Genomic DNA, 26,740 nt, shown 5'->3' on the forward strand with positions numbered 1-26,740 from the left:
ACACTTCGAGAAACAGCGAAAACGATGAGCGATCTTGCGCCTCCTGAAGCGAATTCCGATGAACCACTTCAGTTTGATAATGCTGAATATGCAACGAGAGTGCCGGGTCGGTTGACCTGTACGGCCTGCCAGAACGAGGTAGAGAATACTTACTATGAAATCAATGGGGTGACCGTCTGCGATGCGTGCCGAACCCAGATCGAAACGCAACGGGTCGGAGGCTCGAGCCTTCTCCGGTTTGCGAAAGCAACTCTGTTCGGTTCGCTCGCAGCCTTCCTCGGGTTCATGATCTACTTCGGAGTCATGGAACTCCTCAATATCGAAATCGGCCTGATCGCGATTCTTGTCGGATTCATGGTGGGCACCGCGGTTCGGTCGGGGTCGAGGCACCGTGGCGGCTGGGCCTATCAGGTCTTGGCCGTCTCCCTCACCTACGCGGCCATCTCCGCGAGTTACCTGGCGACCGCCATCGCTGATCACATCCAAGCGGCAGAGGCGGAAGCAAATCCAGGGAAGCCGATGGAACCGACAGCCCTTGAAGGCAAAGAAAAAGAAGTGGAGGGGCCTCAAGAGCCACCGACGGATCGCGTGGGAAACGATCGGCTCGAACCTCAGGCCGGCGAGAAGCGAATCGCTCAGGACAACCCCCAAACATTGATGCCGGCAATTCTCCTCGTTTCGTTGCTCATCGAGTCTCTTAAACTCCCCATTCTCGCCAATCTCTCTTCGCCGATCGGCCTGTTGATCGTTGGATTCGCCCTCTGGGAGGCCTGGAAGTTGAACCGCCCCGTGTCCTTGGTTTTTAACGGTCCCTTCTCCTTCGGTGGAGAGAGTGCCCCACCGCCGTCGGAAGCACCGAGTCATGCCTGACGCAAGCCCTGCCTCCCAGTCCACCTGGTGCGGCTCCTGTGGAACCGAATACGCGACGCGACTTCTCGCCTGTCCCCAATGCCACCGGCTCGTCCACGCCGACGAGTTGAAGCAGCTTGCCGAAGTTGCCGATGGAGCGAGTCGGTCGGGTGACCTGACAACGGCCCTTGCTGCATGGCGGGACGCGCTCATGTTGCTACCTCCGGCGTCGCGGCAGTACGACACGATCAAGGCCCGGATCGAAACGCTCTCCCGACAGATCGACGAGGGGCATGGAAACAATCCCGGTTCCCCTTCAGGTCAACCGGCCGAAGTTCCGTCAACCGACTGGTCGGGCAAAGCCGGAATCGCAGGTCTGGGGACACTGGCACTCCTGGCCTTGAAGTTCAAGTTCGTGCTGATCATGCTCCTGACCAAGGGGAAGCTCCTTTTCTTGGGCCTGACCAAGGCGAGCACTCTCTTCTCGATGCTCCTGTCGCTGGGGGTGTATTGGACCGCCTTCGGCTGGAAATTCGCCCTTGGCCTGGTGCTCTCGATCTACGTTCACGAGATGGGCCACGTCGCGGCGCTCCGGCGTTTTGGCATTCGCGCTGGAGCGCCGATGTTTATTCCCGGCCTCGGGGCCTATGTCCGCCTCCAGCAAACGTTGCCCGACGCCAGGGCCGACGCCCGAGTGGGGCTGGCCGGCCCGATCTGGGGGCTGGTCGGCGCACTCGCGACCTTCGCCGCGGCGCTAGCGACCGGCTCACTGATGCTGGCGGCCATCGCCAAACTGGCGGCCTGGATCAATTTGTTCAATCTGATTCCGATCTGGCAACTCGATGGCGGCCGTGGTTTTCGATCGATGTCCCGCTCCGAACGCTGGTTCTCGGCACTGGCGATCGCAGTCATGTGGTCAGTGACCCAGGAGTCGCTCCTCTTTCTCCTCCTGATCGGGGCCACCTTCAATGCGCTGACTCACCCCTCCTCGATCGAGGCCGATCGACGCGCCACGTTCGAATACGTCCTTCTGGTGGTTGCCTTCTCCTTTCTCACGATGATTCCCGTGAACATCTGAGGCCCGCGCAATGTGCGGGGCTCGGTCCCCGCCTTGGCTTGGCCTGGCGATGCGCACCGAGAATTGCCTCTCAGTCGTCCATTGCAACGCGGCGAAGACCTCCTCCTTGTCCTCGTCAGTTGTCATGGGAATCGCGTGGTGCTTGGATTATGATGCCAAACGGCCGCTCACACTGCTTCGTGAACTCCGTCCGCCCTCATACCATCCTCTCGGTTATCCGCGGAGATCCTTCATCGTGGCGATCCAATGCCCCTCCTGCGATCACGCCCTCGGACTGAAAGCGGCGAAGCCGGGACGCTACACGACCAAGTGTCCCAAGTGCGCCCAGAAGCTATTACTCCTCATACCCGCCGACCCCGATGCGTCCCCCACGGTCTCCGCGGTTCGAACCGATCCAGCGACCAAAGCCAGCGCAGATCCAGTCCCCGCGGTCGCGCCGACACTCCCTCCCGCCGCCGGAATCCAGGCGACTTCGCCGGACGCAACGTCCGCCGCAACTGGCGCTTGGTCGCCTCCTCAAGCGACGGAGATGGCCACCGCGGCGGACGATGCCGGAGGCGAAACGCGACCGAACGGTTTCTGGGCGACGGACGTACCGACCGCGCCGCCGAACCCGAACGCAGCCAAGAACAGCGAAGAGCTCGGATTCGTCCTTGGCACCGCGGCCGATCCTGCGTCTCCGGGCCTCTCGGCCGCCGCGAAGCCGGGTGGAATTCCCAGCGTTCTGGGCGGTTATCAGGTCATCAGGGAACTCGGCCGAGGCGGAATGGGCGCGGTCTACCTGGCGAAACAGATTTCGTTGAACCGCAATGTCGCCCTGAAGGTGATGAAGCCTGAGTGGGCGGACAACCCCACGTTTGTCTCCAGGTTCACCCGTGAAGCCTACGCCGCGGCCCAGCTCGTGCACCACAACGTCGTGCAAATTTATGACTTCGGCCAGGACCGAGGGACCAACTTTTTCAGCATGGAGTTCGTGCAGGGCCAGACGCTTTCCCAACTGGTCAAGACCCAGAAGAAACTCGACCCCGAGGCGGCCGTCGGATTTATTTTGCAGGCCGCCCGAGGCCTGAAATATGCTCACGACCAAGGCATGATCCATCGTGACATCAAGCCCGACAACCTTTTGCTCAACGACCAAGGGGTCGTCAAGGTTGCGGATCTCGGCTTGGTGAAAACGCCCGCCCTGGCCGAGGCGGAGGAAGCCCGCGAGGCCAACACGGCCGTCGTCGCGGCCCCCAGGGGCGCGATCTCCCTGGCCTCGAGCAGCGGCCAGATCACCCTGGTCAACTCGGCGATGGGCACTCCGGCGTTCATGGCGCCCGAGCAGGCCAAAGACGCGGCGTCCGTCGACTTGCGGGCCGATATCTATTCGCTCGGTTGCACCCTCTACGACCTGGTCACGGGTCGTCCCCCGTTCGAGGGGAAAACGGCGATTGAACTGATCACGAAACATCAGACCGAGACGATCATTCCTCCAGAAGCGATCGTCAAACGGGTCCCCAAGGCCCTCTCCGATATCATCCTCAAGATGGTGGCCAAGAAGCCAGAAGATCGCTATTCCTACCTCGGCGACGTCATCAAGGTACTCGAAGGCTATCTCGGCCTACCGACCACCGGGGTCTTCTCGCCGCGTGAGGAGCATGCGAATCTGCTCGCCGAAAGCGTGGAGGCCTTCAACAAAGCGCCCTCCGCCCGACTCCGGCCCAAACTGATTCTCGGCGGGTTCGCCGCCTGCCTCCTCGTGGTGATCGCGGCGACACTAGCCCGCCAACCCTTCCTTGCCACCGGCTTCCTCGGGCTCGGCCTGATGACCGCCCTCGCCTACTTCATCGTCTCGGGCGTGATCCAAAAGAAGACGCTCTTTCTCAAGACCCAACAGCTCCTTCTGGGGAGCGGCCTGTTCGAGTGGCTGATGGTCCTGGCCGGTCTCGTTCTGTTCGCGACAGTCCTGGTCGTTTTCCACCTCGTGTTTGCCTGGATCGCCTTCGGAGTCGTCGCGGCGATGATCGCGATTGGCTTTCACATCGCGTTCGACAAGAAGGTCGAGGCGGAACGCCGAGAGCCGATCGAAAGGACTGAGGACATGCTCAAGAGCATGCGCCTGCACGGCCTTGACGAAGACGCCCTCCGCCAATTCGTCTGCAAATACTCGGGCGAGCGCTGGGAGGAGTTTTACGAGAGTCTCTTCGGTTACGAGGCCAAGATGGTCGCGCGCGACCAATGGGGGCGAGCCGAGCAAGGGCGGTTGCGATCGCGGTTCGGCGCCTGGCGTGACCCCCTGGTCCGCTGGATCGACGCCAAGCAGCAATCAAGGCGGGAAGCTCGCGAACGAAAACTCCTCCAAAAGATCGAGGAAAAGGGCCTGGAAGCACGAGGCGTCAACCTGATGACCGCCAGGCGCCAGGCGCGACGAGCGGCCGAGGCCATGGTCATGATGGCCGCCGAACTCAAGGAGGCGGAACGCCTGCCGCATGCGGTCCGAGGCGAACGGATCGCAATCGGTCAAGCCCTCAGAGACGCGGCCGCAAAACCAGAGATGGTGCTCCACGAACGTGAGCAAGGTCTGATCGATCCTCGAACCGACGGACCACTCAACCTCATCCTCGGCCCTGGTCCTCGTTTCCTCGCCGGTGCCGTGTTGCTGACGGGCTGCCTCTTCTGGATGCATCAAAACAACTTACTGACCAAGGAGAAGCTGGAGGAGGCGAAAGTCACCGCCCAGCAGCTCAGCGAAAAGGCTCAGGCCGTGGCCAACGAGGCGGTGAAGTCAAACGACGTCAGCGTCCTCAAGGATGCCCATAAGACGTTCGCTCAGGTCGACCTTCCCAAGGTTCCTGAGAAAACACGCCCCCTCAGCCTGCCGATGGTTCCCCAACGGTTCACGGCCCTGTTCCACTCGTTCAGCCCAGGCGTGGCCGGCCTGATCCTGCTCTTCTCTTCATTCTTCCGAGGCGTCAAGATCGGCCTGTTCGCCATCCCAGGGGCAGCGATCGCACTGTTCGGGCCGCAATTTCTCCCAGGCATGAGCGCGGGGATCAGTTCCGGTCTTGGCCTTCTGCTCGGAGCACTCGGCGCACTCTTCGGACGAACCCGCTATTGAGGTGGGAGCGGTTTTCGGATTGGTTGCGTGGCCGCGTACGCATGACATCGCCGAACCTGCGATACGGCCAGGTACGATTCACGATCGAGTTGCGGCCTGGATCGAATTCCTCTCGTAGGGCGGGGCCGGGCCCGCCCTACGAGACTGGACTTATCGATGTCGCCAAGACCGATCGCATCAAACTTACTCGTGCGAGTGGTCCGCAGGCTCTTCCTCGCGGTAAAAGCTATTGAACAGGAGCCGGAAGGTTCCGTGAGGCTGACCGCGATGTTGGGGCGGGAAACCGAAGAGGACGACTCGGCCGGCGCCGAGATTGACCTCGACGAGCGCGGCCTTACCTTGGATGACTTCGGGACCGAGCAACCAGCCACTCTCCAGAACGTTCTTGTCGGCGTAGCGTAAGCCGACTTTCACAGGATGCTGAACGTTCCCTCTTACGTCGAATGCGAGCGAATGGTCGAAGTAGGCAGAAAGTTCCGAGGGAACCCCTCGAGTCAGCGAAGAAGTGCCAGTCCGCGTAAGGCGGACGATCGATCCTGGAGCATAGAACCGGGAAGACTTGACCCCTTTCAGCACGTTCACCACGGGGAGTGAGAGTTCGGCGATCGCATACTCGCAAGAGTTCTCCAGACAGACGATCGTCCCCCCCGCCTCAACGAACGCTCGCAACGCGGCCGCTCCTTCCGCTCCCAAGCCGCCCACATACTTCGGCTCGGTCTGTCCCGCCGCGAATCCTTGCGACAGGGTCCCCGACTCAACTGAGGGAATGACCAAGGTCTCGATCCGCTCCTTCAGACCCCCCGCGCGAATCTCGGCGTTGTGAAGCGTCACAAAGGGGATCCGGAACTTCTCGAGCACGAGCCGGGTCCAGCCTTCATCCATACTCGGATTCCAGGGCTGATAGACGCCGATTCGGCCGCGTCGAAGCACGTGTGAAGACTTGGGGTTGGGGTCATTCTCGTGGCCGACCGGACGACTCGAGACCGTCGGCAGGGCCCGGTCGAGCACGGCCTCGGTCTTGGCATCGGCCGGAAACGAAAGCTGGCCGTTCGCCTCGTTTACCTTGACGGTGACATCGGCGTCCAGCAACGCATTCACCACAATGAAGTCATCGTTCGACTGGTGGGCCAAAGCGAAGAACCTGGGGGCATTTTCGCCCGAGCGTTGGCCCTGGATCGGCTCGATTCGATCGAGTCGTTCGGAGTCTGCCGTGAATCGAGACCCGACGGCGCTGGCCTGAACGCCCATCTGAAGGGGGAGCGTCCAACCGGCCACATCGTAGGGGGTTTCGGGCACTCCATTGGCCGTGAACCGCGACGGGTAGACCTGCCGTTCCATCATATCCTTGAGATGATTTCGATAGGGCTGTCCCGCGGGCAGGATCCAGGCTCCGGCGTCGTAGGAGACGCCATCGGCTTGAAACGGCTTGGTCGCCCGCCTCACCTCAATGCCCGTGTCATGGAGAATCCGGACCAGCTCGCGTGCCGTCCCGGGATCGCGCTGATCGCGTGGAACGATCCAGGCGAAGGGGGGCTCGGACTCTCCTTTCCGGATCGCGTCCCGCGCCATGGCGCGCAAATTGGTCTGGAACGCGTGCCGAGAGTTGGCGGCAAGGGTCAAAATCGACCGAGCACAGATCAACTCATAGTCAACGATATCCCGCAAACGCCACCAGCCACCGGGCCAGGGATCAACGAAGTTTACAGTGGGACTGTGGTCGCGGAACCCTCGCGATCCGCCAGTGAGTTCGTTCTTTTCCAGAAAGATCGGCGAGGCCATCCGGACGCTGGCCGCCTCGGTCAACACGGCCACAATGTTGTGCCGCTGCGGTGTGGTTCGGTTCCCGCCGTTCCACCAGTTGTCATACATGGCATTCGTGAGCACGCCCTGCTTGCCGGCCGCGGCGAGGTCGCCCGCCATGTGTGCCCCGATCATAAAGATCGACTGATGTATACGCGGGTCGAGATTGGGATTGATCGGATCGAAGAACGGGGGAACGAACAACCGCGCCCCTCGGCTCCCCATCTGGTGGACGTCGTAGAGGATGGTCGGCAACCATTCCTTATAAAGCAGGTGGGTCAGCAGCTGCGTCTCTTTCAGGTTGAGCATGAACCAGTCACGGTTCGTGTCGTGCCCTGCGTACTTGTGATAGAGCTCCGGAAGGCCATTTCCTTCCCACGAATGCCCCTTCGATCGCTCATACCAGTGGGCGACCTTATCCACTCCGTCGGGGTTCGCCGAGGGAACGAGCAGGAGGATCGTCGAATCGAGGATCGCACGCGTGGCGGGGTCATCTTTCGAAGCGAGCTCGTGAAGCAGCTCCATCGCCATCAAGGTCGACGCCGTCTCGACCGAGTGGATCGAGCAAGTGATCACAACAACCGGCTTGCTCTCCGCTACCGGGTCAAGCGTCTCCGTCGTCGTGAGCCCGGGGTGGCTCAACTGACGCTGGAGCTGTTGGTACTTGGGAAGATCCTTAATCGTTTCGGGCGATGAGACCACCGCGACGACATAGGGACGTCCCTCGGTCGTCTCGCCCAGCTTGCGCACCAGCACGCGCTCAGACGCCTCATCCACCTTCTGGAAGTAGTCGACCACGGACGGCCAAGCCGCGAGATGATAGTCAGCGCCCGGCCGATAGCCCAGGTGTGCCTCCGGGGTGGGTACCTCGGCTCCCTCGCCTGGTAAGACAAAGCCAGCGAGGAGAAGCCAGACTAGGACGACCTGACGAGGAAATCGCATGGCAAAATCCACTCCTGAAGCGACTCTGTAGCAACGGCACCGAGTTGATGAATCCGGGTGGCCCACCCGGGGCCGGGCGGAAAACCCGGTACCGTGGCCCTGAAGCCGGATCGCGTCTCACCGTCGTCATGGTAAAGGCAGACGATTTCCGGATCGAGGCCTTACCCAGGACGGGCATCACGTTAGTTGAGGGCAATGCCGATCAACTGCAGGAGAATTGGCGCTTTCAGAAGGTGTCCTATTACCCGTTCTCGCTTCGGTAGAGAGCGAAGCCAGCAAATGTGCCGGCTCCGTCTTCGATCGAGTGCCGCCGTGATGCAGCTTGTTCCGGCCTACCCAACGGTATAGAGTCCGAGGGTCATCCGCTCTTGGCCCTTCTCAACTCTCGCGCTAGTTTGATTCGAAGAGGGCGTCGCGGCAGGCGGACGCATTGAACATCGCCTCATGGTCGTGGCCGACACCAGGCGCTTCGACGAGTCGCCAGTGAAAGTCCCAGCCTTTGCTCCTGGCCAGTTTTTGAGCTGTTCGGTAGGCGTTTTTGCCTCGTTCGTAGCGAGTTTGCCCTTGCTTGTCTGCCTCGGAGCTTATATCGAGGTCTTCATCACGTACCGTGTCCGCGCTGCCCAGGTAGAGGGTCAGGGGACGAGCGAGATAGTCCCGCAGCAGCTCTTCGTTGACCAGAGATGAGGGGAGGCCGCCGAAACCGTATGGATAAGGTAAGTCAGGCGTCGGGAAGAGATCGGAGCCCGGGTTGGCCGCCACGATGCGAGTGGCCTCCGTGGGCACAAACGCGGAGAGACGGACGAGGAACTGTCCCCCCGCGGAGTGCCCGATCAGATAGTAGGGCATGTCGGGCCGGTTCTCTTGTTCGCGAATCTGATTCGCGATCTGAGGAACGACATTCCACGCCCAGTTCTCCCGAGGTGCGAGCTTATTTCCCTCGAACAGGCCCCCTTGCTGATACTTCCCTTTGCCGAACTGGGCCGCATCGAATCGAGGGGCGACGACGAGCATGCCGAACCGATCCCCCATCGCGCGGGCATGGTCGCGATACTCGTCGGCGTTGCGGAGCATGCCATGGAAGACCATGAGCATTGCCCCATCCCGATAGTTGGCCGGCTTGTAGGTAAAGACCTCCATCTTGGCAGCGGGGAGATCCAGCGAGAGTTTGGCGGAACCAGCCGGGATCGAACCTTGCCCGATCGTCAGGCAGGCAAGCAAGAGAATCGACATATCGCAATCGCCTTTCGCCGTTACAGGTTGGATCCCAGCCATCGCTGGACGAATTCGAGCGAGCGTTCAATGGCCTCGACACCGACGATCAGGAGATCGCCCGACTCCAACTCGCGAAGCGCTTGCTCGATGGCGGCGTTCTCGTCAGGCACATCGACCAGTTCCTTGATCCGAGAACGACCGATCAATCCCTGTTTAAGCAAGGCGTTGAGCTCGCCATCTTTGCGGTCCTGGTTCCCCTTGTCCTCGTAGAGAATGACCCGGTCGAAGCCGTCACCGATGACCTCGCCCTGGCGCACGACATCCGCATCGCGGCGGTTGCAACCCGCGAACACGAGAACCCGGCGCGTGTGGGGCAACGACTCGGCCGTCTCGATCAACGCTTCGAGGGCCATCGCGTTGTGCGGAAAGTCCACCACGACCGTCGCGCCCTTGACCTCGAATAGATTGAACCGCGCGGGCATCTGGATCGGATCGCCGGCAAACGACGCCAAGCCGGAGCGGATCGACTCGAGAGGCAGGCCAATGGACCAGGCGGCTCCGATGGTCGCCAGCACGTTCTCGACCTGGAATCCAACCCGCCCCTGATGGGTGATGGGCGCGTTCGCCAGCAGTATGAGGGGATCCTCTTCCGATCCCCGGGCGAGCACGATGGCGCCGTCGCGAACGAAAACCGCGCGTCCTCCCGCCTTGCGGTGGTGGACGATGACCGGATGTTCGGGATCGCGGGCAAACCAGATCACTTCCCCTGGGCAATGGTCGGCCATCGCGGCAACGAGCGGGTCGTCGGCCTTGAGCACGGCCGCGCCATCGGCGGCAACAACTTCCACGGCCGTCCGTTTGACGCGTGCCAGATCCTCCAGGGTGTCAATCCCGCGCAGTTCGAGATGATCTCCCTCGCCCAGGTTCGTGACCACCGTGACGTTGGAGCGGTCGAATCCCAACCCCTCGCGGATGATTCCCCCCTGAGCGGTTTCGAGAACAGCCACTTCCACGGCGGGGTTCAAAAGCACCGTACGAGCGCTCTGGGGACCGCTACAATCCCCGATCTCGATCCGCCGGCCGGCGATATAGATCCCGTCGGTCGTGCTCATTCCGACCACCCGGCCCGACTCGGCAAAGAGGTGAGCGATGAGCCGGGTCGTGGTCGTCTTGCCGCTGGTCCCGGTGACGGCGATGAGCGGGATCCGCCCGTCCTCTCCCTCGGGAAACAAGGAGGCCAAAATGGCTTCACCGATCGGCTGCGGTGGATTGTGCCAGGGTTTGAGATGCTGTCTCAGCCAAGGGCTGGCGTTGACTTCAAGGATGACGCCCCCCTGCTCTTCGAGCGGCCGTCCAATATCCTCGGCCACGACGTCGAGGCCCGCCAGGTCGAGCCCGATGACCCGGGTCGCGTCGAGTACGCGGGCAGCGACTTCGGGGTGAACCAGATCGGTCACGTCAACGTTGTTCCCGCCATCCTTGAGATGCGAGTTCCGCCTGATGAAGACCCGGGCTCCAGCCGAAGGAACCGAATCGACCTGAAAGCCCTGGTCGGCGAGCACGCCCAGGGCGATCGGATCGAGCGGGAATTTTCTCAAGGGAGACGACGCGTCGTCCCCGCGGCGAGGGTCGCGGTTGACCTCCTCGACGAGCTCGGCAATCGTGTGGGTTCCGTCGCCGACGACCTGGGCCGAGTCACGTCGAGCGGCCGCGACGACTCGTCCGCCGATCACGAGCATGCGGTGGTGCGCACCAGGCGCGAACCGCTCGACCATGATGTTCGAGCTGACTTCGAGGGCGGCCGTGTAAGCCGCCGTGAGCTGCTCGCGAGTGTGCAGGTTCAGCGTGATTCCGTCACCGTGGTCGGCATCGCATGGCTTGATAACGACTGGGAGTCCGACTTCAAGCGCGGCAGCCCAGGCATCGTCGGCGTCCGAGACGGGTCGACCTTCGGGGACGGGTACTCCGACCGCCCGAAGCATCTCCTTGGTGAGGTCCTTGTCGTTGGAGATTGACTCGGCGATCGCGCTGGTCCGATCGGTGAACGCGGTCTGGAACCGTCGCTGCCGGACCCCATAGCCGAACTGGATCAGGCTGTCCGAGTTGAGCCGGCGGAAGGGGATCCCTCGTGCCTTCGCCGCCGCGACGACCGGCGCGGTATTGGGGCCGATCCCAATCTGGCGCGTGAGCTCACGCAACCGCTCAAGCTCGGATCGGAGATCAAACGGGCGATCGTCGAGCACCCCGCCGACCACCGACAGGGCCGCGTTCAGTGCGGCCAGGGCCACCTCCTCTTCCTGGAACTGCACGGCCAGCCGGGCGAGCCCCTCCTCGGACGCCCGTCGCCAGGTCAAGAAGGCCACGTCCGAACCCGACCGTTGCTGAATCTGTAAGGTCAGGAACGCGATCACCCCCTCCGGGCTGCTCTCTTGCTTCAGCCAGGCAGAAATCTCGTCGCGGTCCCGTTGGCTCGACCAGCCGGCCGTTGCCAGCGCCGTGACCAGACGATCAGAGAAGCCGGGGATCTCGGTCAGTTGCCTGCCTTTGAGGGCCGCCAGATCCAACCACGCTTCGAGCACGGGAACACGGGCCCAGAGATTGGGACCGCGTAAGGGCAGGACTTTCCGAACGATCATTCCGTTTCCCTACTAATGGACGTCGCATGAGGATCGGGCCAGTCCTCGATATTACCAGAAGGGGGCCGCGCCAGGGAATTCGGGATCCGTCACAGGCCAAACGATTGCGTGATGTGATGCTCAAGACGAGCGACACCGATCGATGTCGTCGCATCTCGTCTTGGGAGTCACCGAGGAATTGAGGGCATCCGGGTTCCAACTCAGGTCCGAAATGCCTCAGATTCCATCTGTATATGCCTAAGGTCAATAGCTCTAAAACTTCCAGTGATTTCTCTTACATCCGTCTGCTGATCGAAGTAGACTGGGCATTCAGCCTCGCGAGTTCCGCCGGAGGGATCGGATCTGGACGACGAACGCCAGCCTTATCGGGAGCAATTTCGATGATTGATTTGGCTTGCCCGAGTTGTGGACGGGCGGGATCGATCCCGCGTGAGAAAATCAACACGCGTCTGACTTGCAAGAAATGCCACAGCGTATTTCACGTCAATACCACGGGCCGAACGCTGGTCGGAGAGCCCCACGTCGAATCGCCGAAAGCCGAGCACCACCATCACGAAGGACTTCACCTTCCCAGCTTCGAGTCGCTCGACGGATTGACGGAAAGCCTTCCCAAAGTCTCCCTCCGATCACTCGGGTTGGGCGTCGCGGCCATTGTCGTTGTCGGCGGCCTCTTCATGTTCTTGACCAAGCCACCTCAAAGTCTCGCCGACACCGCCCTGCGTACCGCGGAACGGTTCGCCGACGATGACCTGGTCTATCTCAAGCAAATCGCCACGACCGAGTCCATCGACGACGTCGTCCGCTGGTTTGACGCCGTTCACCCCCAACTCGTCAAGAACCGGGAGCAATGGAAGGGCCGCGAGGCCAAAATCCAGGTGATGGTCATCGGTGAAGATCCAAAGCTGGGCAAAGGGGAAGCCCAGGCGTTCATCTATCCCGCGGGGCCGGCAGGGCACGTCTCGGCGATTAACTCCGCCGTGAATTCGACGACGACGACCGCGGCATCCGTGCAACAGCCAGTCGACCTGAGACTTCATTGGGTTCTCGACCGAAAGGGAACCTGGAAACTCGACGGCGTCCAAACCTTCCAGGCCGCCACTCGCCCTCTCTTAAGTTCCACACCCTGAACCCTTTCTTGTTGCACATGGGTCAGCCAGGGACGGCGGCCCAACACACATAAAAGTGGCTCATACTATCAGATTTCAGATCGTGAGCACCTGAGGGTGAGACCTTCTCCGGGCGATCGGCGAGCGACCAGGATATTGGTCGCTCCGCCCTCCCACCAGCCTGCGATGACCGAACACTCACTCGCGGCCCGTGCTACGGCGTCGAGAACTCGACCGACGTCACGGGCCTGCTTCGGTAGTCACCGCGAGCGGAGCCCAGCCATGAAAGTGAGCGGCGATATCGGCGTCTGAGAGGTAGGGCAACGATTCGTGACAAACTGGGCCACTGAGGTGCAGTCCGCTTCCAACGTCCGTGAGGTCGGGGGCGTCGCCTGCGCAGAATGACGCTCACGTCAATCCGAGAAAGCCCGGATCGTGCTGAGGCCGCCCCTCGGCAACCGTTAACAGGTTGAACCCCGGCAAGCCGTGATGCCGTGGCGATCGAGCACCGCGATTTGTTAGACCGGCCCCGTCTCTAGTCCATCGCTGCCGGTTAGCGTTCCACCTTCACCTTGGGCAGCGCCTTCTGAAATTCCTGAATCCCCGCGTCGGTCACTTTTGCGCCCTTGATGTTCAAATTTTCGAGACATGTTAAGACTTTCAGATTCGCAAGTCCGGAATCGGTGATCGTTGCGTTTTCGATCGCCAGACTGCGGAGTTGAGGCAGACGCTTCAGGTGCGTTAAGCCGGCGTCGGTGATTTTCGTGGACTTGAACTGGAGCGTCGCGAGCCGGGGAAAGGCTCGGAGGACTTTCGTGAAGTTCTCCACTTCCTGGTCCTCCACTTCGTAGGAGCGCAGATCCACTCGCATCACTGGTCGGCCGGGAGCGTTCTCGTCCAGTTCATACTTTCCTCCGTAACCCTGGATCTGATCAAAGGCCCGCTGTTGCCTCGAGGCCGTGTCCGGGGCCGTCGGCACGGACCGCACCAGGCCCAGAGCGGCCCAGGCGCTGCCAAAGTAGGTGATCGGCACAGGGTTCCTGATCGGCTTCCGGGTCGTCTTGATTCCGGGATGATTGCGAGAAGTCATGGGCCACGAGCCGTCGTCCCGTTGGGTCGCGACCAGGAACGCGACTGCGCGCTTGATCTCCGGGCGTTCGTTCTCCACCGCTGCGAAACTGAGAGCATAAAGCGTCTGCCCGGTGGCGTAGGCATCGCTGGGCATGTCGTTAAGCTGGCTCCAACCACCGTCCTGGTTCTGCCGGCGCAGGAGCCGGTCGATTCCCAACTGGAGTTGCTCCGCCGACTTGCCCGTTTGGACGTCCAGGAGCAACCGGAGTGCGGCCGCTTGTGTGGTATCCGTGGGCTTGGTTTGGCTGAGCCAGGCGGCTGCTTTCTCCCGGCTGACGCGGGCCGCGGCGGCTTCCTTCGGATCGGGCGGCACGTACGCCTCCCAGGCGAGGTAGGCCAGGAGCGCCACGGTCTCGCGCGACTCCCAGGTCGGTGGTGAGGCGTTGGCGGGTCGTCCAAGCAACCAGGCCCCGTCCTCCTCCTGGTATCGCGCGAGATGGGACGCGACTTGGTTTACTTCGTCGCGCGAGAGGATCGGCAAACTCTTGGACATCACCCCCAAGTAGATCGCCGGCTGGGACACGAGGTTCCATCCCTCCCGTAAGTCCCGAGGCTTGCTGATCCGCGGCACGAATTGATCTTTCGTCCACTGAATCGTGTCCGCCAGGGCTTCCGCATCGACCTCATAGCCCTGGCGCTTCGCTTCGCTCAAGGCCCAGACGGTCATGGTGCCGTGATGGCAAGTGGCACAGCCGCGCTCCTGCCGCCACTTCACAGCATCTTTTCCAAGGAACGTCAAACCCTGCTCGATCGCCTTTCGGGCCTGCTCCAGGGTCGGAACGCCCTCGTTCTGGGCCTTTTTCTTGGGCTCCTCGCAGCGAGCTGGCCTCGCGTCGATCGCCAAGACGATGAGCGTGACCATCACCACGCAGGTGATCAAGCGGGAGAGCATCGATGACTTCCTTTCAGTGGGAGGCCTCGGCAATCGACGGGCGACGACGGCTCGACACTTGATTCTACCGAATGATCTACTCATCCAAGAATAATTGTGAATGCCGAACCGATTCTGGCGATTTACGGGATGATCCACCGCCGGCTCCTGGCTTCCCTGAAAAGACGCTCTGACAAAACCTCCGACCTGTCAACGAAGCCCGTAGATTTTCTGGGCTTTGCGGCGGATCGGATCGGTTTCATCAAAGCGTCTTCACGATACGACGTGGTCGCCTTCCGCCTCCTTTGGGTGAGAAGGCGTGGAACTCGGTGACATCGGCTTCGCTGAGTTCGATCACTGAACGGGGGGGCTGGGACATTTCGCGATCGACACTTCTCGGTTCTGCTCCTTTAGACGCGGAGGAGGTGCCGTGCATCGGCGACCCCGGGGGCCGGGTGGCCGTATTCACTGGCGGTGACCCGCGCCAGGGCCGCGAGGTGCCGCCAGCGGAACGCCGCTCGCGTGGCGGCGAACTCCTCGGAGACGGTCCGGTAGTACTTCTCGGCGTGAAGTGCGCCGTCCTCGCTGATGGCATAGCGGAGTAGCAGGTCGAACACCGGCCGGGCCGGGCGACCGAGCACGCCAGCGCGATCGACGAGGGCGCAGGCGCGGGCCTGATCGTTCGCCTTGATGGCGGCTTCCGTCTCGGCGAGGAGCGCGTCGGCCGTGACGTCGCGGACCTCCTCGCGGTGCTCGGCCAGCGGATACGCCTGGGCATTCAAGTTGCCCGCCTGCCCGGCCGTGTGATAGGCCCCGACGATCAGGCTGGCAAGTGCGTTGCGCCGGTTAGCGACACGGGCGATGTTCCTCCAAGCGTTCGCGGAATCGGAGGCGTGCACCCCGACCGAGGCCCCATGGATGCTGCCCTTGGGCTTCGCCGCCGAATCGTCCTTCGACCGGCCGGGGTCGTGCAGGACGAGTTGGTTGGCGGCCAGCGAAATTGCCTCGCCCACGGACTCGAGCGAGACGCCATCGGCCAGAGCGGCGGCGACCTCGGTGGCGGCCTTCTCCCGCGAGGAGGCGTAAATTGTGTGGCCCATCCGCTCGACCCAGTCATCGTCCGGCTGCCGTTGGGCCGCTGCCTGGCTCGACAAGCGTTGTCCGTCGAGCAACCGAGGCAGGAGGTCGCGCAGCGGATCGGCCAACCCGTGCTTCCGGATCGAGCGTTCCTCGTTCACGCAGAACCGGACCGACTGGCGGAGCAGTGTGTGGGCATGCTCCTTGCCGGTTAGGTCGAGTAAGGCCCACGCGCGCCAGGCCAGGACGACCCGGTGGACGTTGGTGTCGTCCTGAACAAGAGCCTGGAGATTGTTGTACGCGTCGTCGATCGAGCCGGCGGTCATCGCGCCGAAGATCCGTTCGGCTCCGTCCATGTCCTGTTTGCGGGTGGCCTCGCGAAGGGCCTCGGCCCCTGGGCTGGCCCCGGCGAGCGACGTCGCCTCCAAGGTGTGGATCGCCTCGTGCGACCGCGCCCCGACGCCCTGGATGTGGTTCGTGTTGCGATAGAGGACCTTCAGAACTGGAAGGGCACGCTCTGCCTCGGGAAGCTCCCGCGACATCTGGTACGCAGGCAGGAGCGCCATGAACGCGTGATAGCCGTCGTAGTCCTGCCCTCCGAAGGAGCGCGCGTTCGCTAGCGCGGCGGCGGCCACGAACTCGCGGAGATCGGCCCCGCTCTTGATCCGCTCAACGACGATCGGCAGGAGCTTGTCAGCCGAGGTCTCTTGCATCAGCGCGACCAGCGGCTCCATCGAGCCGAACGTGAGCCGCGAGAAACCTTCGTCTGCCAGCGCCCTCGGCGCGAGGCCGAGGTCCTGCGCCACGACCGAGCCCACGCTCGCAACCAGCATCCCACGCCCCACGTCTGCGAGGAACTCACGGCGACGATAATCACTCATGGACTGTCTCCCCGGCGCGCTGCGCCGATTGAACAACCGAACTTGTCGATCGACACGTCCCTCGAGGGATTCGAACGCAAGAGCGTTACACGACTTCCTCCCGCCCCCCCACGCGCGGATCTACAATCCGCCGGCGGCGTGCCAGCAGGAACAGGCCGGAGAGGCTCAGCAGGGCACCCGAGACCACGGCCATGAGAATGAATGTGCCGCGCAGCCCCTCGCTCGTCCGGGCGATATCGCGGTCAAGCGGGCGGACAATCTCAAGCACGCCCCCAACCTCCCCGGGCTTCCAGTCCCGCTTCGAGCTGTTAGGGTCGAAATTGTGGCAGCCGATGCAGTCGGTCGTCATCCGCCTGGCAGTTGCGTACCGCAGCGACGGGCGATTCTGGAAGATCTCGAAGCGGGACACGGGTGTCCCGGGGTTCCGCTTCAATTCGGCGAGTGCGTAGCGTTCGAAGTCGTCGCGGGGGCCACCGTCCTTACGTGACTTGAACGGGGAGTCGCTGTAGAGCCGGAACAGGATCCCCGTCTTACTCTGCCGGCCGATCTCCTGGCCCGATTCGATGGTGAATGTCGCGGGTAGAGGGATCGCCCCGGCCTTCGTCGTGTAGTCGTGCGTAACGACGATCCCACGGCGCTGGAGGCGTTCCACGACATTCGAGCTATAGAGTGCGTTGACCACCTCGAGCATCTCGGCCTGTTGTGCCGCGCCCTCCAGCGCGGTCGAGCGGACGAGGCTCTCGGAGAGCCGTGACAGGTGCCAGAGGCCGACGGCCGAGCCCAGGGTCACGGCCACGAGCAGACTGGCCGCCACCGGATTACGACGGCACCAATGGCGGAGCCGCCCCGTCACACCAGGTGGGCGCGCACGGATTGGCTTGCCTTCCAGGTCGCTGCGCAAGTCGTCGGCCAGCTCCTTCGCAGTCGCGTACCGCCGCGCCGGGACCTTGGCCATCGCCTTCAGGCAGATCGTCTCCAAGGTGCGGGGGGCCTTGTCGTTCAGCCGACGTGGCGGCCTCGGTTCATCTTCGAGCACCTGCAGGAGGAGCATACGGCGATTCCCCTGGAACGGGCGTTCGCCGGTGATGAGCTCGTAGAGAACGACGCCGAGGCTATAGACGTCGCTCCGCGCGTCGGCCCCGCGTGAGTCGCCCCGGGCCTGCTCGGGGCTCATGTAGGCCGGGGTGCCCAGGACCTGCCCATCCTCGGTCAAGGACGTCTCGTCGGCGTCGTGCTTGGCGAGGCCGAAGTCCATCAGATGCGGGCTCCCCTCGTCGTCAATCAGGATGTTCGAGGGCTTGATGTCGCGGTGGATCACACCGCGGCGATGGGCGTAGTCGAGGGCCTCGGCCACCGTGGCAACGAGCACCGCCGCCTCGCGCAACGAGATCGGCCCCTCGCGAAGCCGCCGCTCCAGCGTCTTGCCGGGGACGTACTCCTCGACCAGGTAATAAGTGCCGTCGGCGGAGTGCCCGACCTCATGCAGGCTCACAATCCCCGGGTGCGTGAGCTGGGCAGCACTCCGGGCTTCGCGGAGGAACCGTTCGACGTCGTCTTGCGAAGCGAGGACACCGGCCCGGGGGATCTTGATGGCCACAGTGCGAGCCAGCTCGGCGTCTCGTGCCAGGAAGACGTGGCCAAACGAGCCGGTCCCCAACTCCTCCAGGAGATCGAACCGACCGAGCCGGCAAGGCTCCCCGAGCGCGATGCGCTCGCGGATCGAGCGGACCGGGAGGGAGCGCAAGGCCGCGAGCAGCCCGCCGGGAATGGGCTCCTCGGGGGTCGCGAGATCCATCGTCTTCCGCAGTTGGGTCAGGAACTCGTCAGGCTCGGCGTCGAGAAACGCGAGCGCCGACTCGCACAACGCACAGCATTCCACATGTTCGGCGACCACGTCGAAGGTCGGGCCGGGGAGTAGGCCCGACCAGAAAGCCTGGAGTTTGTCCCGAGGGGGGCAATCCGAAGGCGTCATGGACGTTCTCCCTTCCGCAATTCGCAACGCCTTATCCTCAGAACGCGAGGGCGTTACACGACATTTTCCCCTTGTGGCAACAGCATGAGCGTCGCATGATTCAGGTAGTTTCACGGGACAGGCCCACTCGGCCTCAAGGCGAGATCATGACCCATCCTACCGCCGGGTCGAGCGAAGGGGGGAACCGAACCTCCCTGTCGACGTCGAAGAGCCTCCTCGGTCGTGCCAGGGAAGGGGACACAATGGCCTGGGACCGGCTCAGTGCTCTCTACGCGCCACTGGTGTACCACTGGTGTCGACGGAAGGGCCTGCGCGAGTCGGACTCGGCGGACATCGTGCAGGAGGTCTTTCAGGCCGTGGTGACCCACCTGGGTCCCTTCCGCAAGCAGGAAGAGGCCGACACCTTCCGTGGTTGGCTGCGGACCATCGCTGAGAACAAGATCCGCGATCATTTCCGCAGGACTGGGCGCGAGGCCGATGCGGTCGGAGGGACCGAGGCGCAGCAACGACTCGCCCAGATCCCGGCACCGACGGAGCCGGGCTCCGTGTCCTCCGACGACTGGGAAGGTCCGCTCTACCGCCGCGTCCTCGACTTGGTCCGCGGGGAATTCGAGGAACGGACCTGGCAGGCATTCTGGCGCACTGCGGTCGAGGGCCGAGATCCTGGGGACGTCGGCAGCGAATTGGCCATGAGCCGTGGTGCCGTCAGAGTCGCGAAGTCACGGGTCTTGAGCAGACTCCGCCAGGAGTTGGGCGACCTCGATCTGTAACCGATCCGCCCCGAGCCGCGGCCCTCTTCTCGAACTCGCCCCGCAGCTCAGCACGAGCGGAACGGTCTCCTGAGATACTCCCCGGCGGTATCTCGACGACGTCGAGCTTACGCCGAATGATCCAGGCTGCAACCCACTGTACCATCACCTCGTAACGATTGGCTGGATCGGCCACAAAGGTGTCGGCCCAGACACGAATCCCCCGGCAGCTCTCCCAATTAAGAGACGAGCGCAACACACCGGCGATCCCACTTCGACGCGTTCGCGTTGGCTCAGATTCGAGCATCGTAACCTCGTCTCGAGCCTTCAACATGCTGGCGCTGTCGCGAGGAGTGTTGATGATGGCCGTAGAATAGAAAAGGATGGTGGTTCGTTCATCGCCGTGGCGAGGCAGGATTCGCCAAGTCCTCCAAGGAAATACGCATGATCGCCCTTCACCGCGACGATCCCCAGATCCTGGGTCCGCTCCCCGGTCCTCGTGCCCGCGAATGGCTGGCACGCGACAGCCAGGTGATGTCTCCTTCCTACACCAGGACCTATCCACTGGTCGTTCGTCGTGGCAAGGGCTCGATGATCGAGGACCTGGATGGCAACCGGTTCCTGGATTTCACGGCGGGGATCGCCGTCACCGCGACCGGGCACTGCCACCCCGCGGTGGTCGAAGCCATCCGGAGCCAGGCAGGCCGGCTCATCCACATGTCCGGCACCGACTTCTATTACACTCCGCAGATCAAGCTCGCGGAGCGTCTCGCCGAGCTCGCTCCCGGCGCCGAGGCCAAGCGCGTCTTCTTCACCAATAGCGGTGCCGAGTCCATCGAGGCTGCCCTCAAGCTCTCACGTCGCCACACAGGGCGACCTCGAGTCATGGCCTTCTTGCACGCGTTCCATGGCCGGACTTACGGAGCCATGTCTCTAAGTGCCTCGAAACCGATGCAGCGTCGCGGATTCTCACCGCTCGTCCCCGAGATCCATCACGCCCGATACGGCGACCTTGAGAGCGTTCACGCGTTGCTCCGCACGAACTGCCCCGCGGACGAGTTGGCCGCGATCTTCGTCGAGCCGATTCAAGGTGAGGGAGGATATCTGGTCCCTCCGGCCGAGTTCCTGCCCGGTTTGCGGAAGCTCTGCGACGAACATGGTATCTTGCTCGTGCTCGACGAAGTGCAGACGGGGATCGGCCGCACCGGCAAGATGTTCGCCTCGGAGCATTGGGATGTCGTTGGCGATATCGTCTGTCTCGCGAAAGGCCTGGCCAGCGGGTTGCCCCTGGGCGCGATCGTCGCCAAGGCCGACGTGATGGACTGGCCGAGCGGCAGCCACGCCTCGACCTTCGGTGGAAACCCCGTCGCCTGCGCGGCGGCTCTGGCGACGTTAGACCTGGTCGAGGCGAAATACCAGGCCAATGCCGAAAAGCAAGGCGAGCACCTTCGCACCGGGCTCGAGGAACTGGCCACCCGGTATCCGTTCATCCGTGAGGTGCGCGGGCTCGGACTGATGATCGGTGTCGAGATCCAGACCAATGATCAACCCGACCCGGAACTCCGCGACCGAATCGTCGATCTGGCCTTTCACCGCGGCCTCCTGCTCTTGCCGTGCGGGCCCAGCACGGTCCGATTCTGCCCCCCCTTGTGTCTCACCCGCCGCCAGGTAGAAATCGGCCTCGGGTTGTTCGGCGCGGCCTTGTCCGCAACTGGTTGCGCTCCTCGGTCATACACGAACTGAACTCAACACTGACAGTTGCAATTTCGATCACGTTGGAGTCTGGACATGTCCCAAGTTGCAACTCCCTCGTCTCCGCCCACCTTCGAGTGGAAACGATGGCCCAAGACAGAAACATTTATCGAAGATCTTATTGATAAAGCGGTGGCCGGCAACCCGTTCGCCGCCACCCTGGCGGAGCGGATGCGGCTCGAGACGAGCACCCGGTTCAAGGATTGGGTGGACCATCTGGTCGTTTCCGGCCAGGGGAGCCTCGGAGCGCAACTGCGCGAGCTCGGATTCAAGCGTCAGGCGACGGACTATGGGGTCGGTATTCCGGTATTTGCTCACGACGGAGGAATTTTCCCCCGGCTTGCGATCACGCCCGGTTCCGGCTTGGAAGTGCGCTCATTAGCGATCAAGGTCGAGTCGGTCGCGGATTTTTCGAGGGCCTTCGACCTCGGCCTCGAGATCCGCGGGTATGCGTTCGGACCCTATCGAGTAGGACAGGTTCTCGGCGAACGAACGACCCTCGACGTGATCGAGCGCCGCGCCTACACCGGGTTCGATCCGTTTCCAGGCGATCTGGCACGCGACGGACGGATGCGACCGCAGGCCGCTCGTGACGCATTGGCCGCCCGCGATATTTGGAAAGCGCGAAAGCGCCGGTTTGCCGACGATGCCGAAGGCTTCGACGCAACCGAACAGACCTTGGAACGCGTGATCGAACTGGCCGGATCGGCCGACCTGGCCTGCCACCTCGTCTTCGAGGTGGAGCGTGAGTACTGGCAGCAACGAAACCGGGCTGCAGAGGTGCAGAAGAGTCGGCAGGACCGACTCGGCCTGGGCTGGGCCAACCACGATCACCACACCTTCCGTTGCTCGCGACGGTTCTTCCCCCGCGTGATCCGGATGTTCGAGACGCTCGGATTCGTGCTCCGCGAGCGATTCCACGCGGGTGAAAACGCCGGCTGGGGCGCTCAGATTCTCGAACACCCGACGACCGGAGTCGTGATCTTCGCCGACCTCGACCTCGGCTCCGACGAGGCGACTCACGACTTCGCGCATTCGGCCCTGCCCGACCTGCCCCGGCCCAATACGGTCGGACTCTGGGTCGGCCTGCACGGCGAGTCGATACTCGAAGCAGGCATGCACCATCTCGAGGCCCAGTTTGACTTTGATGCCTTGAGGCAGGATCTCAAGGCGGAATCGGGCATCGAAGTCATGGCGCCATTCTCGGATTTCTCATTCCTTCGCCAGGCGTTCACCGCGGGAGAACGCTGGCCGGTCGCCAGCCACCGCGCGGACCGTTGTCTGGCCAACGGCTGGATTACCGCCGAGCAGCACGCTAAATTCGTTCGAGACGGGGCGTTGGGCAGCCATCTCGAAGACTTGCAACGCCGCGAAGGGTACAAAGGTTTCAACCAACAGGCCGTCAGCGCCATCATCGCGGCAACGGACCCTCGGCTGCATTGATCTCACCGCCAATTCAACCACAGAGCGGACGCCTGTCGCGCCATCGACGGGCGTCCCCCCTGAATTGTGTACTCCATCGGGTCATTGCCCCCTCATAAGTAAGTGGCTATGATCGTTTCCTGGCCCCATTGATGTCATCGGCCAAGGAACCTTCATTCATGAATCACGAGAATCCGTATGCGGCCCCCGAGTTTTCCTCCTTACCGCGCACTGACTATTCGGACCAGGCGTTCGGTTTTCCCAATACGGAGGGTTGCTGGCAGGACGGTAACTTGTTGGTCTTGAGCGATGAGGCTCGACTTCCCGATCGTTGCATCAAATGCAATCTCCCTGCGAATGATTATCGGCTCAAGCGCAAGCTCGCCTGGCACCCTCCGATTTGGTACGTGACCGCATTGATCAGCCCCCTGCTTTACGTGATCGTGGCACTCTGCATTCGACAAACCGTCCGGATCGAAGTCGGACTCTGCGAGAACCATCGGCGTCGACGATCCCTCGCCATCACCTACGCTTGGCTCGCGATTCTGGGAGGGATCGGCCTGGCGCTGGCCGGAGCGTTCTGGATCGATTCGACATGGTTCCCCCTGCCACTCCTCTTCGCTTTCATCCTTGTGATCGCAGGCATCATCGTGGGCATCCTGAGTGCCCAAGTCGTAACGACCAAGACTATCTACAAGCATCATGCCTGGCTCGCAAACGTCGATCCCGAGTACCTCAAAATGCTCCCTGCCTGGCTCGATTGAGCGTTGCCTACAGCGGTCGGCGATCGGCCACTCGGCCAATGAAGCGGCTCAGGTTCATTGTTGCCCAATTGGCACAGCGCTCCGGAAAGGAGTGGCCCACGCTTGTCCGTGGTCGGAATCACTGCTAGAGTCTCTCGCTGCCACGCTCACATCATGACTTAACGCACGGAATGGCATCGCACCCTGGAGATGGACCTCTACGATGAATCGGCTCGGCTCATTCGCGCAAAGCTGGAAGTGGAGACTGCTGTTGGCGTTGGTGCTCACCGGGGCCTCCAACTCGGAGGTGGTCGCCAGCCCGGTGATGTATGACTTCTCCGGCAAAATCGTTCTGGCTGAGGGAACCGACGGGGTGCAAGTTTGTGATCCCTTCACCGGAACTCTCCGCTATGACCCCGCATCACCGAAGGCCCCCTTCTCATTCATCGGTACCGACTATGTGGGTGACGTCGACCTTCGGTTCACGGCCGGATCGCTGTCGTTTGGTGACGGTCCTCCGAGTATGACCCTGCTCAAGGTGATGCATTTCACCTCACCATCGTTGCCCCCCGGATTCCCGCTGGACGACTTTTTCCCAGAGGACTTGCCCTCCGAAACCGGCCCCGACATTTTCGTCGCCGGCCACTTCTCCTTCTTACCCGGATTCGGGGATTTCTTCGGGGATCCGGTCGGCTTCTCATCCGACTATTTGCTCGGCATCGCCTTCATCGATCCGACAGGGACGGCGTTCCTTGGCGAAGCGCTACCCACCAGCCTCGACCTCTCCGTCACGCCGTTGATTTCAGTAATCTACATGGACGGAGAGATGGCGGTGGTCGGGGAGGTCACCAGCCTGACCCCTCGCGCCGTTCCCGAGCCGGCGAGTTTGGCTGTGCTCGGCCTCGGCTTTGCCGGTCTACTGGTCGCGCGTCGCCGCAAGAAGTGAGCTTGCCTTCGTGCGCGTTTGACCCCGGCGCAAGGCCAAACCGAACGGCGCTCTCGAGTGCGTGGGATTATGGATTGGACCACCCCTCCGCCCCGATGAGTTTGACGAACCGACACCCCATGATCGAGCGACTCTCGGGCCGGCCGTTCTGCTTTTGGATGATCGTGAGCTCCTGACTGAACTCGTCACCCACGGGGGCCACCAGAATCCCTCCTTCAATCAACTGATTGAAGAGAGCCGATGGAAAACCGGGCGCTCCCGCGGTCACGAGGATCCGATCGAATGGCGCCTCGGCTGGCCAGCCGAGGGTGCCGTCGCCGACCAGGTAGCGGATGTTCGTCCGTCCGAGACCATCGAGGATCGCCCGTGCCCGCAACGAGAGCGTCACGAGCCTCTCGATGGTGAAGACTTCGGACGCTAGCTCGCTCAGGACGGCCGCTTGATAACCGCTCCCCGTACCGATTTCCAAGACCCGCTCGGTCCCCGATAAGGCCAGTTCCTGGGTCATTACGGCCACCATGAAAGGCTGGCTGATCGTCTGCTCCTGACCGATCGGGATCGCCCGATCATCGAGGGCGTGGCGCCGCTCGTCGGGTGGAACGAACTTTTCTCTCGAGAGTCGGGCCAGAACATCCAGGAGTCGAGGGTCATGGATTCCGTGCTGGCGCACCTGATCCGCGATCGCGGCGCCCGGAAATGGGTCATGCGGTCTGTGGCTGGGCATGCTCACTCGCCTCGTCGAGTTGAAAATCCTTCACCTCGAGTTGCACTTCGCGACGCCCGTTCCACTCGTTGATCGAGGGGTGAAAGACGAACGAACAGAGCGTGTTCGCGGAGAGGGACTTGGCTCGCTCGGCCATGTTCCAGGCGATCGCCTTGACGACCACCGACCCCTGCATCAAGCGAAGCTGCAGGTGGTTTTTCCGTTCCCCCACGACCCGAGGCTCGCCAAGTAGGCGCACGCCGCTGGCCAGCAGCAACGGTCGCGGATTGCCCATCCCATGCGGTTCGAGCATCTCAAGGGCCTCGACCAGCTTGGTCGACAGCATGGCCAGCGGGACCTCGGCGTCAATGGTGAGAGACTTTCGTAATTGTTCGGTGGTCAGTGATTCGCGGCAATGGAGTTCGAACCGCTCCGCGAATGAAGCGAGTTGGCCCACCGGAAGCCTGAGACCGGCCGCCGCCGCATGCCCACCGAAACTGGTCAACCCCTCGGCGCATTGGTGAATCGCCTTGTACAGGTCGAGTCCTGGGATCGACCGGGCCGACCCCTGCCCCATCTCATCCCCAAGGGCCACTACGATCGTGGGCCGGTGATAAACTTCCGCCAGGCGGCTGGCGACGATCCCGATCACACCAGGATGCCATCCCACTCGCCCCAAGACGATCGCGCCCCGAGTCCCCAGCCCCCCTTGCTCCGTGATCATCTGATGGGCTTCGGTGACGATCTTGTGCTCGAGCTCTTGCCGATCCTTGTTGCACTGATCGAGTTCCTCGGCAATCTTGCGGGCCAGTTCCAGGTCATCGGTCGTGAGCATCTCAACGGCCTTCATCGCCCGTTCCAGACGTCCCGCCGCATTGATCCGAGGCCCCATGTTGAAGCCGATGTTTCCGGCCGTCAGCTTCCGCTTGCCGAGACAGCCGGAAACTTCCATCAAGGCGCGGATCCCCGCAGTCGGCTCGGCGAACATCCCGATCAACCCGCGGCGGACGAGGATCCGGTTTTCGCCGTTGAGAGGAACCACGTCTGCCACGGTGGCCATTGCGACCAGGCTGAGCGATTGCACCAGGAAATCTCGAAGGTGGGGAGATGCCTTCTTCCCGTCGCCGAACCCCTTGGCAATTTGCCAGGCAAGCTTGAAAGCAACCGCCGCGCCGCAGAGATCGCCAAACGGATAGAGGCTGTCTTCCAATCGTGGATGGACGATCACGTCCGCCTCAGGCAATTCACTACCGATCGTGTGATGGTCGGTCACGATGAACTCAACACCGAGTTCTCGCGCCAGCCGGGCCTCACTCACGGCTGAAATACCGCAATCGACCGTGACGATGAGCTCGGCCCGCAACTCCGTCGCCAGTTTCCGCAAGGCGTCCGCATTCACCCCGTAGCCTTCGTCGACCCGGTGCGGAATGTAGTAGTCAAGATGCTTGGCACCCGCCAGGCGGAGGCAGTCCCAGAGGATGCTCGTACCACAGACCCCGTCGACGTCATAGTCGCCATAGATCACGATCTTTTTGTGAGCCCGGACCGCCCTGATGATCCGATCGGCCGCCTCAACGACCCCCGGCAGCAACTCGGGATCATGAAGCGACGATAATCGCGACTCGAGAAAAGCAAGGGCAAGCGTGGGCTCTTCGATTCCCCGGTTCAACAGGAGTTGAGCCACCAACGGCGGGATGCCAGCATCGCGGCCAAGGGTCGCCGTCCGATCCGGATCATGGGGTCTCAGACGCCAGCGCGTGCTCATCC

General features: G+C 62.5%; 17 protein-coding genes. 9 read left to right on the forward strand and 8 right to left on the reverse strand.

What is annotated here, in order from left to right; translation table 11 throughout:
• The first annotated feature begins 24 nt into the window (after positions 1-24).
• The 3 genes from V5E97_RS18645 to V5E97_RS18655 all read left to right on the forward strand — a co-directional run bounded on the left by V5E97_RS18645 (position 25) and on the right by V5E97_RS18655 (position 5,027).
• Positions 25-870 carry a hypothetical protein gene (locus tag V5E97_RS18645; RefSeq protein ID WP_406700784.1) on the forward strand — a complete coding sequence of 282 codons (846 nt, stop codon included), beginning with the start codon at positions 25-27 and terminating at the stop codon, positions 868-870.
• Entirely contained in the window at positions 863-1,927 is a 1,065-nt protein-coding gene (locus V5E97_RS18650) for a site-2 protease family protein (RefSeq protein WP_406700785.1), read from the forward strand. The genes V5E97_RS18645 and V5E97_RS18650 overlap by 8 nt, the downstream gene beginning before the upstream one ends.
• A gap of 235 nt (positions 1,928-2,162) precedes the next feature.
• Positions 2,163-5,027, forward strand: a complete 2,865-nt coding sequence (locus tag V5E97_RS18655) for a serine/threonine-protein kinase (protein ID WP_406700786.1) — start codon at positions 2,163-2,165, stop codon at positions 5,025-5,027.
• Positions 5,028-5,210: 183 nt separating this feature from the next.
• Here V5E97_RS18655 and V5E97_RS18660 read toward each other — a convergent pair whose 3' ends face one another.
• The 3 genes from V5E97_RS18660 to cphA all read right to left on the reverse strand — a co-directional run bounded on the left by V5E97_RS18660 (position 5,211) and on the right by cphA (position 11,620).
• The gene (locus tag V5E97_RS18660) at positions 5,211-7,769 is read right to left on the reverse strand and encodes a M14 family metallopeptidase (RefSeq protein WP_406700787.1); all 2,559 of its coding nucleotides are present in this window, start codon (positions 7,767-7,769) and stop codon (positions 5,211-5,213) included.
• A gap of 390 nt (positions 7,770-8,159) precedes the next feature.
• A complete protein-coding gene (locus V5E97_RS18665; RefSeq protein WP_406700788.1) occupies positions 8,160-9,002 on the reverse strand; it encodes an alpha/beta fold hydrolase in 843 nt (280 codons plus the stop codon).
• A 20-nt stretch (positions 9,003-9,022) separates the two neighbouring features.
• Complete coding sequence (gene cphA, locus V5E97_RS18670) at positions 9,023-11,620, reverse strand: cyanophycin synthetase (protein ID WP_406700789.1); 2,598 nt, start codon at positions 11,618-11,620, stop codon at positions 9,023-9,025.
• 380 nt (positions 11,621-12,000) lie between these two features.
• On the opposite strand from cphA, the gene V5E97_RS18675 reads away from it, so the two are divergent.
• Positions 12,001-12,747, forward strand: a complete 747-nt coding sequence (locus V5E97_RS18675; RefSeq protein ID WP_406700790.1) for a zinc ribbon domain-containing protein — start codon at positions 12,001-12,003, stop codon at positions 12,745-12,747.
• A 532-nt stretch (positions 12,748-13,279) separates the two neighbouring features.
• On the opposite strand, the gene V5E97_RS18680 is transcribed toward V5E97_RS18675, so the two are convergent.
• The 3 genes from V5E97_RS18680 to V5E97_RS18690 all read right to left on the reverse strand — a co-directional run bounded on the left by V5E97_RS18680 (position 13,280) and on the right by V5E97_RS18690 (position 18,658).
• Positions 13,280-14,749 (reverse strand): prenyltransferase/squalene oxidase repeat-containing protein, encoded by a 1,470-nt coding sequence (locus V5E97_RS18680; protein WP_406700791.1) that lies wholly within the window; start codon positions 14,747-14,749, stop codon positions 13,280-13,282.
• Between the two features lie 389 nt (positions 14,750-15,138).
• On the reverse strand, positions 15,139-16,686 hold the full coding sequence (locus V5E97_RS18685) for a hypothetical protein (RefSeq protein WP_406700792.1): 1,548 nt from the start codon (positions 16,684-16,686) through the stop codon (positions 15,139-15,141).
• Between the two features lie 85 nt (positions 16,687-16,771).
• The gene (locus V5E97_RS18690; protein ID WP_406700793.1) at positions 16,772-18,658 is read right to left on the reverse strand and encodes a protein kinase domain-containing protein; all 1,887 of its coding nucleotides are present in this window, start codon (positions 18,656-18,658) and stop codon (positions 16,772-16,774) included.
• A gap of 146 nt (positions 18,659-18,804) precedes the next feature.
• On the opposite strand from V5E97_RS18690, the gene V5E97_RS18695 reads away from it, so the two are divergent.
• From V5E97_RS18695 to V5E97_RS18715, 5 genes are all read left to right on the forward strand, one after another.
• Positions 18,805-19,428 (forward strand): RNA polymerase sigma factor, encoded by a 624-nt coding sequence (locus V5E97_RS18695; protein WP_406700794.1) that lies wholly within the window; start codon positions 18,805-18,807, stop codon positions 19,426-19,428.
• A gap of 423 nt (positions 19,429-19,851) precedes the next feature.
• On the forward strand, positions 19,852-21,150 hold the full coding sequence (locus V5E97_RS18700) for an acetyl ornithine aminotransferase family protein (protein WP_406700795.1): 1,299 nt from the start codon (positions 19,852-19,854) through the stop codon (positions 21,148-21,150).
• Between the two features lie 45 nt (positions 21,151-21,195).
• Positions 21,196-22,602: a hypothetical protein gene (locus V5E97_RS18705; RefSeq protein ID WP_406700797.1), complete on the forward strand. Its 1,407-nt coding sequence runs from the start codon at positions 21,196-21,198 to the stop codon at positions 22,600-22,602.
• A gap of 158 nt (positions 22,603-22,760) precedes the next feature.
• Positions 22,761-23,345, forward strand: coding sequence for a hypothetical protein (locus tag V5E97_RS18710; protein ID WP_406700798.1), 585 nt, complete (start codon positions 22,761-22,763; stop codon positions 23,343-23,345).
• 202 nt (positions 23,346-23,547) lie between these two features.
• A complete protein-coding gene (locus V5E97_RS18715) occupies positions 23,548-24,270 on the forward strand; it encodes a PEP-CTERM sorting domain-containing protein (RefSeq protein WP_406700799.1) in 723 nt (240 codons plus the stop codon).
• Positions 24,271-24,337: 67 nt separating this feature from the next.
• Here the strand turns inward: V5E97_RS18715 and V5E97_RS18720 are convergent, their stop codons facing one another.
• Both V5E97_RS18720 and recJ read right to left on the reverse strand, forming a co-directional pair.
• Positions 24,338-24,994 (reverse strand): protein-L-isoaspartate(D-aspartate) O-methyltransferase, encoded by a 657-nt coding sequence (locus V5E97_RS18720; RefSeq protein ID WP_406700800.1) that lies wholly within the window; start codon positions 24,992-24,994, stop codon positions 24,338-24,340.
• Entirely contained in the window at positions 24,972-26,738 is a 1,767-nt protein-coding gene (gene recJ, locus V5E97_RS18725; RefSeq protein WP_406700801.1) for a single-stranded-DNA-specific exonuclease RecJ, read from the reverse strand. The genes V5E97_RS18720 and recJ overlap by 23 nt, the downstream gene beginning before the upstream one ends.
• Positions 26,739-26,740: the final 2 nt, after the last annotated feature.

The organism is Singulisphaera photorubra, from assembly GCF_045290345.1.
In the GTDB taxonomy this organism is placed as follows: Bacteria; Planctomycetota; Planctomycetia; order Isosphaerales; family Isosphaeraceae; genus Singulisphaera.